We start from the raw sequence: 8,336 nt of genomic DNA, 5'->3' as shown, positions 1-8,336 counted from the left end.
GAGGGAGCTTGCTCCCGCTCGGTCGCGGAGCAACCGCCAACCAGACATTTCAGTCCTCCAGAAAAAATCGCGGCTGAGAGATTTGAGAGCGCTCCGCACTCCAGCGGGAGCAAGCTCCCTCGCCACAGGTAATCAAGTGAGACTGTTTTAAGAGCTTTCGCACCCGCCTCACTGGCGTTATCCTTGATTTCATCTTAATTGCCCCAGGGCGGCTAAATACGACCTTGAACGCACCCATAGAACCACATCGTTTTCTCCTCGAGCCTTTTGAAGCTCGCCGCTTCGCCAATCTGTGCGGGCAATTCGACGAGCATCTGCGCTTGATCGAACAGCGCCTGACCATCGAAATCCGCAACCGCGGAAACCAGTTCGAACTGATCGGCGACCCCAAACACACCACCTCCGCGGAAAACCTTCTGCGCCGCTTGTACCGGGAAACCAAAGGTACCGAGCTGTCGCCGGATACGGTTCACCTGTTCCTGCAGGAATCGGCCGTCGCAGAGCTGGACAACGTGTCGCCCTCCGAACCCTCCGTCGCCCTGCGCACCAAAAAAGGCATGATTCGCCCGCGCGGCTTGAATCAGCTGCGCTACGTGAAGGAAGTGCTCGGTAACGACATCAACTTCGGCATCGGTCCGGCCGGTACCGGCAAGACGTATCTGGCCGTTGCCTGCGCCGTCGATGCGCTGGAACGCGAGCAGATTCGCCGTATTCTGCTGGTCCGTCCGGCGGTTGAAGCGGGTGAAAAGCTCGGCTTCCTGCCCGGTGATCTGTCGCAGAAGATCGACCCGTACCTGCGCCCGCTCTACGACGCACTTTACGAAATGCTCGGCTTCGAACACGTGGCCAAGCTGATCGAGCGCCAAGTCATCGAAGTGGCTCCGCTGGCGTATATGCGCGGCCGCACGCTGAACAACAGTTTCATCATTCTCGACGAAAGCCAGAACACCACCGTCGAGCAGATGAAGATGTTCCTGACCCGTATCGGCTTCGGCTCCACTGCGGTCATCACCGGTGACATCACCCAGGTCGACCTGCCGAAAGGCACCAAATCCGGGCTGCACCATGTGATCGAAGTACTCAAAGACGTACCGGGCATCAGTTTCACCCACTTCCAGCCCAAGGACGTGGTGCGACATCCACTGGTGCAGCGCATCGTCGAAGCCTATGAGCGTTTCGAGAATCCCGTGGCCGATCCAGCGCCCAAGGACAGCCACCGCGATGCTTGAGCTCGATCTGCAACTGGCCACTGAAGCAACCGTGCCGGACGAAGCCGAGTTCCGCCAATGGTGTGAACTCGCACTGCGCCAACGTACTGCCGACTCCGAGATGACCATTCGTCTGGTCGATGAAGCCGAAGCCCGTGAGCTGAATCACACCTGGCGACAGAAAGATTACGCCACCAACGTCCTGTCGTTCCCTGCTGACGTGCCTGATGAGTTTCTCGACATTCCACTGCTGGGCGATCTGGTGATCTGCGTGGCAGTGGTCGAGCGCGAAGCGGCCGAGCAAGGCAAGGAAGCGAAGGCACATTGGGCACATCTGGTGATGCACGGCTGTTTGCATTTGCTCGGCTACGACCATATAGATGACGACGAAGCCGAAGAAATGGAAGCGCTGGAACGTTCGTTGCTAGCGGAGTTGGGCTACCCCGACCCGTACGCGGACGATGAAACTGACACTACCCCTATCGTTACAACAAAGGATTCAGAGTAATCGCTATGAGCGAAGATCGATCGAGCAACGGGCAAAAGTCATGGCTGGGTAAACTCACCCAGGCGTTTGCCCACGAGCCGAAAAACCGCCAGGAGCTGCTGGAGCTGCTGCGCGATGCACACCAGAACAAACTGTTGGACAGCGAAGCGCTGGCCATCGTCGAAGGCGCTATCCAGGTTGCCGACCTGCAAGTTCGGGACATCATGGTCCCGCGTTCGCAGATGATCAGCATCAAAGCGACCCAGACACCTCGCGAATTCCTTCCGGCCGTGGTCGATTCGGCGCACTCCCGTTACCCGGTCATCGGCGAAAGCCACGATGACGTGATGGGCGTTTTGCTGGCCAAGGATCTACTACCGCTGATCCTCAAAGAAAACGGCGACAGCTTCAACATCAAGGATCTGCTGCGTCCGGCCACGTTTGTGCCCGAGTCCAAGCGCCTGAATGTGCTGCTGCGCGAGTTTCGCGCCAATCATAATCACATGGCCATCGTCATCGACGAATACGGCGGCGTGGCCGGTCTGGTAACGATCGAAGACGTGCTGGAACAGATCGTCGGCGATATCGAAGACGAGCATGACGTCGAAGAAGACAGCTACATCAAGCCGCTACCCAGCGGCGACTTCCTCGTGAAGGCGCTGACGCCGATCGAGAATTTCAACGAGTTCTTCGACAGCGAATTCTCCAACGACGAATTCGATACCGTAGGTGGTCTGGTGATGAGCGCCTTTGGGCATTTGCCTAAACGCAACGAAATCACTGAAATCGGCCCCTATCGCTTCCGCATTCTGAACGCCGACAGCCGTAGGATTCACTTGCTGCGCCTGACACCGATCGCTCGATAAAAAACCAAGGATAGAAATGCGCTGGATAACCCGCCCCGGCTGGCCCGGTAATCTGCTGGCCGTGGCGGCCGGTGCAATCACCACTCTGGCGCTCGCGCCGTTCGATTTCTGGCCACTGGCATTGCTAGCGGTTGGCTTGTTCTATGCCGGCTTGCGCGAGCTGAGCCCGCGTCAGGCGCTGGGCCGCGGCTGGTGTTTTGGTTTTGGCCTGTTCGGCGCCGGAACCAGCTGGATTTATTACAGCATTCATAACTTCGGCGGCGCGTCGGTGTTGTTGGCCGGTTTCCTGATGCTGCTGTTTACCGCCGCCATTGCCTGGTTCTTCGCCCTGCCCGCCTGGCTCTGGGCGCGCTGGTTGCGCCGCAACGAAGCACCGCTGGCCGATGCGCTGGCGTTTGCGGCGTTATGGGTCGGCCAGGAAGCATTTCGTGGCTGGTTCCTGACCGGTTTCCCGTGGCTCTATTCCGGCTACAGCCAGCTTGACGGCCCATTGGCAGGACTGGCGCCGGTGGGCGGGATGTGGCTGATTTCCTTCACGCTAGCGTTGACGGCCGCACTGATCTTCAACGCTTCACGATTGGTGCGTACGGGTCGCAAAGGTTTCATCGCGGCGGGCGTCTTGCTCCTTGCCGGCCCTTGGATAACCGGTATCGCGCTCAAGGAACACGCATGGACCAGCCCATCGGGTGCTCCGCTAAGCGTTGCGGCAATTCAGGGCAATATCGAACAAAGCATGAAGTGGGACCCGGCGCAGCTTAACGCGCAACTGGCGCTGTACCGCGACATGAGCTTCAGTTCCAAACGTGTCGATCTGCTGATCTGGCCAGAAACCGCTGTTCCGGTGCTCAAGGAGTCCGCTGAGGGCTACCTGAACATGATGGGGAATTTCGCCGCCGAGCGTAACAGCGCGCTGATAACCGGCGTTCCGATCCGCCAGGAACACAACCATCAGAAGCGTTTCTTCAATGGCATTACGGTGACCGGTGAAGGCGAAGGCACTTACCTCAAACAGAAACTGGTGCCGTTCGGTGAATACGTGCCGCTGCAGGATGTGTTGCGCGGCCTGATCGCCTTCTTTGATCTGCCGATGTCGGACTTCGCTCGCGGCCCGGCCGATCAAGCGATGCTGCAAGCCAAGGGCTATCAGATTGCGCCGTTCATTTGCTACGAGGTGGTGTACCCGGAATTCGCCGCCGGCCTGGCCGCCCGCAGCGATCTGTTGCTGACCATCAGCAATGACACCTGGTTCGGCACCTCCATCGGGCCGCTGCAACATTTGCAGATGGCGCAGATGCGTGCTCTTGAGGCCGGCCGCTGGATGATTCGTGCCACCAATAACGGCGTGACCGGCCTGATCAATCCATTCGGGCAGATCACCGCGCAGATCCCGCAGTTCGAACAGGGCATCCTCTACGGTGAAGTGGTGCCGATGCACAACCTCACGCCGTATCTCGAGTGGCGCTCGTGGCCGTTGATTATTGTCTGCGTATTGCTGTTCGGCTGGGCGCTGGTGGCTAACCGGATGGCCAAGACGGTTTAGATGATCGGGTGCGACTGAAAAGATCGCAGCCTCGTTTCACTCGACAGCTACAGAAGTGGCGCAATTCCTGTAGGGGCTGTCGAGTCAAACGAGGCTGCGATCTTTTGACCTTCAGCGGTAAAACAACCAATACCCGACCTGCCCTACGGCCTCATTGATCAACTGCCCACTGCGCCGGACCGATTTGGCGTCAGGTATCCAGCCGCCCAACGGCTCGGCGTTGCCCACACTCAAAAACCCCATCGGTGCCGGCACCACTTCGAACCCTGCCTGCTGGAAACTCCAGACCGAGCGCGACATGTGCCATGCCTGCGTCACCACGACCACGCGCTTGATGCCTTGCGGCAGTAATATCTCGGCACTGAACTGCGCATTTTCCCACGTGGTGCGGCTGCGCTCTTCCTGCCAGCGTACGGGGACGCCGAAATCCTCACGCAACGAGTCTGCCATCAGCCGCGCCTCACTCGGCGGCGTGCCGTAGTGCAAACCACCCGTAGTGAGAATTGGTAAACCGGAAGCTTTGGCGAGGCGCGCGGCATAACGCTCGCGATCCAGTGCTACATCAGTGGGCTGATCGCTGCCCCAAGCGGGGTCCCCGCGCTCACGGCCCGATCCGAGCACGATGATCGCATCGGCACGCTGCGCCAAAGTCGCCCATTCGTCGCGACTCAGCGGCGGATCACGTTCAAGCGCTTTGGCGCCCCACTCCACCGCAATCGGCAGACTCATCAGCCAGAAGCCGCCAAAGCCCAGCGCGAAGCAGACGCCCGCAAGGCGCGGTCGGGATCGGCGAAACCACCAGGCCAGCGCCAGCAGCAACAACAAAATGCCAGGCGGCATCAGCAGGTGTTTAACGAAATAACGAAAAGGCATCGAGCATCTCCAGAAGATGCCCGAAGCCTAAGTGGGTTGATGCAAGGCGACAACAGATGTGCAACAACTGTGCAGAATAAAACCACTGATTACGGTTTCAGAAGCCCTGGCCTGAATTGCACAGACCGGGCTTTGACTGCATCCCTGCCGGACTGCTTGTCCTTGAGCCAGATGATCTTGGCCGAACGTGGTGCGTCGAGTTGCTTCAAGGCCTGCGACAAGCATCCCTGTGTTTCACGTTCACTGCGATCGAGATAAGCCCTGACCAGCTCAAACTCTGCGGCGCTCAGGCCACGCAACTCCAGCTCCAAGGGGCGTTCGTCACGCAGCCGTCCAGCCGTTTTTGCCGCATCCAGGGCCATGCCCAAACGATCAATCAGTCTTTCGTACAGCTCCGGTTTTGTAGCTTTTCGCTGTGACTCCACCATCCCTCACCTCATTGAAGATAACTCTCGCTCCCCATTTAGAGCTTAGCTTCCATCAACAAACCGGCTGAGTGCCGCGACCAACGGCCCTTGCGGCAGATATCCAGGGACCTGCGGCGCTAATCAGGGTTTCCCTCGGTAGAGTGCGGTCATGTATGCTACGGCGCTTCCTGTAACTCCACTTCCAGCTCGCCTGGGCAGCGAAACGCCAATTTGGCGTGATCAGCGTCCAGCGTCGCATTGAAGAGGATTAGGCCACCCCTATTCAGTTCAAAAGTAGCCATGCACGAACAATATCAGCCCCGTGAAATCGAAGCCGCCGCCCAGTCGTTCTGGGACGAGCAAAAGTCCTTTGAAGTCAGTGAACAGCCAGGCAAGGAGACGTTCTACTGCCTGTCGATGTTCCCTTACCCCAGCGGCAAGCTACACATGGGGCATGTGCGTAACTACACCATCGGCGACGTGATCTCACGCTATCAGCGCATGCTCGGCAAAAACGTTCTGCAACCCATGGGTTGGGACGCCTTCGGCATGCCGGCGGAAAACGCCGCGATGAAGAACAACGTAGCGCCCGCCAAATGGACCTACGAAAACATCGCCTACATGAAAACCCAGCTGCGCAGCCTGGGCCTGGCGGTGGACTGGTCGCGCGAAGTGACTACCTGCAAGCCCGACTACTACCGCTGGGAACAATGGCTGTTCACTCGCCTGTTCGAAAAAGGTGTGATCTACAAGAAGAGCGGCACCGTGAACTGGGACCCGGTCGACCAGACCGTCCTGGCCAACGAGCAAGTGATCGACGGCCGCGGCTGGCGTTCGGGCGCGCTGATCGAGAAGCGCGAAATCCCGATGTACTACTTCAAGATCACCGCTTACGCGGATGAGTTGCTGGAGAGCCTGGATGAGTTGACTGGCTGGCCTGAACAGGTCAAGACCATGCAGCGCAACTGGATCGGCAAATCCCGCGGCATGGAAGTGCAGTTCCCGTACAACGTCGATTCAATCGGCAAAAGCGGCGCACTGAAAGTCTTCACCACCCGTCCGGATACTCTGATGGGCGCGACCTACGTTGCGGTGGCCGCCGAACACCCGCTGGCCACCCTGGCCGCGCAAAAGAGTCCTGAGCTGCAAGCGTTCATTGCTGAATGCAAGGGCGGCAGTGTTGCTGAAGCCGACGTCGCCACTCAAGAGAAAAAAGGCCTGCCGACGTCCTTGTTCGTCGAACACCCGCTGACCGGCGAGAAGCTGCCGGTGTGGGTCGCCAACTATGTGCTGATGCATTATGGCGACGGCGCGGTAATGGCCGTGCCGGCGCACGACGAGCGCGATTTCGAGTTTGCGACCAAATACAACCTGCCGATCAAGTCCGTAGTGCGCACCAGTTCCGGTGAAAGCAACCCGGCACCGTGGCAGGACGCGTACGGCGAACACGGCACGCTGATCAATTCCGGCGAGTTCGACGGCCTCGATTTCGTCGGTGCATTCGACGCCATGGAAGTCGCACTGATCAAGAAAAACCTCGGTGCTTCGCGCACCCAGTTCCGCTTGCGCGACTGGGGCATCAGCCGTCAACGCTACTGGGGCTGCCCGATCCCGATCATTCACTGCCAGACCTGCGGTGATGTACCGGTTCCGGAAGACCAGTTGCCCGTCGTGCTGCCCGAAGACGTCGTGCCGGACGGCGCCGGTTCGCCACTGGCGCGCATGCCCGAGTTCTACGAGTGCCAGTGCCCGAAATGCGGCGCGCCGGCCAAGCGTGAAACCGACACCATGGACACCTTCGTCGAGTCCTCGTGGTATTACGCTCGCTACGCCTCGCCGCACTATGAAGGTGGCCTGGTGGAAAAATCCGCGGCCGACCACTGGCTGCCGGTCGATCAATACATCGGCGGCATCGAACACGCGATTCTTCACCTGCTTTACGCGCGCTTCTTCCACAAGTTGATGCGCGACGAAGGCTTGGTGAGCTCAAACGAACCGTTCAAGAATCTGCTGACCCAAGGCATGGTGATCGCCGAGACTTACTATCGTCGCGAAGCCAACGGCGCCTACACGTGGTTCAACCCGGCAGACGTCGAACTCGAGCGCGACAGCAAGGCGAAGGTCATCAGCGCGAAGCTGATCTCCGACGGCTTGCCGGTGGAAATCGGTGGCACCGAGAAGATGGCGAAATCGAAGAACAACGGCGTTGACCCACAGTCGATGATCGATCAGTTCGGCGCGGACACTTGCCGCCTGTTCATGATGTTCGCCTCGCCTCCCGACATGAGCGCGGAATGGTCCGACTCCGGAGTGGAAGGTTCACACCGCTTCCTCAAGCGCGTCTGGCGTCTGGCGCAAGCGCACGTCACTCAGGGCCTGCCGGGCACCTTGAACGTCGCGGGTCTGAACGATGAGCAAAAAGCCGTTCGCCGCTCGATCCATCAGGCCATCAAGCAGGCCAGCCATGACGTCGGCCAGAACCACAAATTCAACACCGCCGTCGCTCAGGTGATGACGTTGATGAACGTGCTGGAAAAAGCTTCGCAAGCCACCGGGCAGGATCGCGCACTGATTCACGAAGGTCTGGAGAGCGTGGTCTTGCTGCTGGCACCGATTACGCCGCACATCAGCCATGAGCTGTGGAAGCAACTTGGCCACGCTGAGCCGGTGATCGACGCAGGCTGGCCGGTGCTGGATGAGAGCGCTCTGGTTCAGGACACCCTGCAGCTTGTCATCCAGGTAAATGGCAAGCTGCGCGGCCAGATCGAAATGCCGGCCAGCGCCAGCCGCGAAGAAGTCGAAGCGGCCGCACGGGCCAACGAGAACGTGCTGCGCTTCGTCGACGGTCTGACTATTCGCAAGGTGATCGTAGTGCCCGGGAAACTGGTCAATATCGTCGCCAGCTAATTGGAGCAGGCGCCAGGTAATGCCTGGCGCCGAGTAAAACCTTTCGGG

At 59.2% G+C, this 8,336-nt stretch carries 7 protein-coding genes; 5 read left to right on the top strand and 2 right to left on the bottom strand.

The window, feature by feature from the left end; genetic code table 11:
- Positions 1–224: 224 nt before the first annotated feature.
- Genes DU29_RS0123045 through lnt form a run of 4 tightly spaced genes read left to right on the top strand, consistent with a single transcriptional unit; the run spans position 225 to position 4,101 of the window.
- A complete protein-coding gene (locus DU29_RS0123045) occupies positions 225–1,229 on the top strand; it encodes a PhoH family protein (RefSeq protein ID WP_028623831.1) in 1,005 nt (334 codons plus the stop codon).
- Positions 1,222–1,716, top strand: coding sequence for an rRNA maturation RNase YbeY (ybeY, locus tag DU29_RS0123040; RefSeq protein WP_028623830.1), 495 nt, complete (start codon positions 1,222–1,224; stop codon positions 1,714–1,716). Before DU29_RS0123045 ends, ybeY begins: the two co-directional genes overlap by 8 nt.
- A gap of 5 nt (positions 1,717–1,721) precedes the next feature.
- A complete protein-coding gene (locus DU29_RS0123035) occupies positions 1,722–2,561 on the top strand; it encodes an HlyC/CorC family transporter (protein ID WP_017340984.1) in 840 nt (279 codons plus the stop codon).
- Positions 2,562–2,577: 16 nt separating this feature from the next.
- Positions 2,578–4,101: an apolipoprotein N-acyltransferase gene (gene lnt, locus DU29_RS0123030; RefSeq protein ID WP_028623829.1), complete on the top strand. Its 1,524-nt coding sequence runs from the start codon at positions 2,578–2,580 to the stop codon at positions 4,099–4,101.
- 111 nt (positions 4,102–4,212) lie between these two features.
- Here lnt and DU29_RS0123025 read toward each other — a convergent pair whose 3' ends face one another.
- Positions 4,213–4,974 (bottom strand): YdcF family protein, encoded by a 762-nt coding sequence (locus tag DU29_RS0123025; protein WP_028623828.1) that lies wholly within the window; start codon positions 4,972–4,974, stop codon positions 4,213–4,215.
- A gap of 89 nt (positions 4,975–5,063) precedes the next feature.
- Complete coding sequence (locus DU29_RS0123020) at positions 5,064–5,402, bottom strand: hypothetical protein (protein WP_028623827.1); 339 nt, start codon at positions 5,400–5,402, stop codon at positions 5,064–5,066.
- A gap of 279 nt (positions 5,403–5,681) precedes the next feature.
- Between DU29_RS0123020 and leuS the strand changes: the two genes are divergently transcribed.
- The gene (gene leuS, locus DU29_RS0123010; RefSeq protein ID WP_028623826.1) at positions 5,682–8,288 is read left to right on the top strand and encodes a leucine--tRNA ligase; all 2,607 of its coding nucleotides are present in this window, start codon (positions 5,682–5,684) and stop codon (positions 8,286–8,288) included.
- Positions 8,289–8,336 lie beyond the last annotated feature (48 nt).

This window comes from Pseudomonas sp. Ant30-3, from assembly GCF_000690905.1.
In the GTDB taxonomy this organism is placed as follows: domain Bacteria; phylum Pseudomonadota; class Gammaproteobacteria; order Pseudomonadales; family Pseudomonadaceae; genus Aquipseudomonas.
This window is presented reverse-complemented; position numbering and strand designations above follow the sequence as displayed.

Excerpts from the sequence above, each read along its gene's own strand:
- DU29_RS0123020 (WP_028623827.1), bottom strand. The coding sequence starts at position 5,402 with ATGGTGGAGTCACAGCGAAAAGCTACAAAACCGGAGCTGTACGAAAGA.
- DU29_RS0123035 (WP_017340984.1), top strand. The coding sequence starts at position 1,722 with ATGAGCGAAGATCGATCGAGCAACGGGCAAAAGTCATGGCTGGGTAAA.
- DU29_RS0123025 (WP_028623828.1), bottom strand. The coding sequence starts at position 4,974 with ATGCCTTTTCGTTATTTCGTTAAACACCTGCTGATGCCGCCTGGCATT.
- lnt (WP_028623829.1), top strand. The coding sequence starts at position 2,578 with ATGCGCTGGATAACCCGCCCCGGCTGGCCCGGTAATCTGCTGGCCGTG.
- leuS (WP_028623826.1), top strand. The coding sequence starts at position 5,682 with ATGCACGAACAATATCAGCCCCGTGAAATCGAAGCCGCCGCCCAGTCG.
- ybeY (WP_028623830.1), top strand. The coding sequence starts at position 1,222 with ATGCTTGAGCTCGATCTGCAACTGGCCACTGAAGCAACCGTGCCGGAC.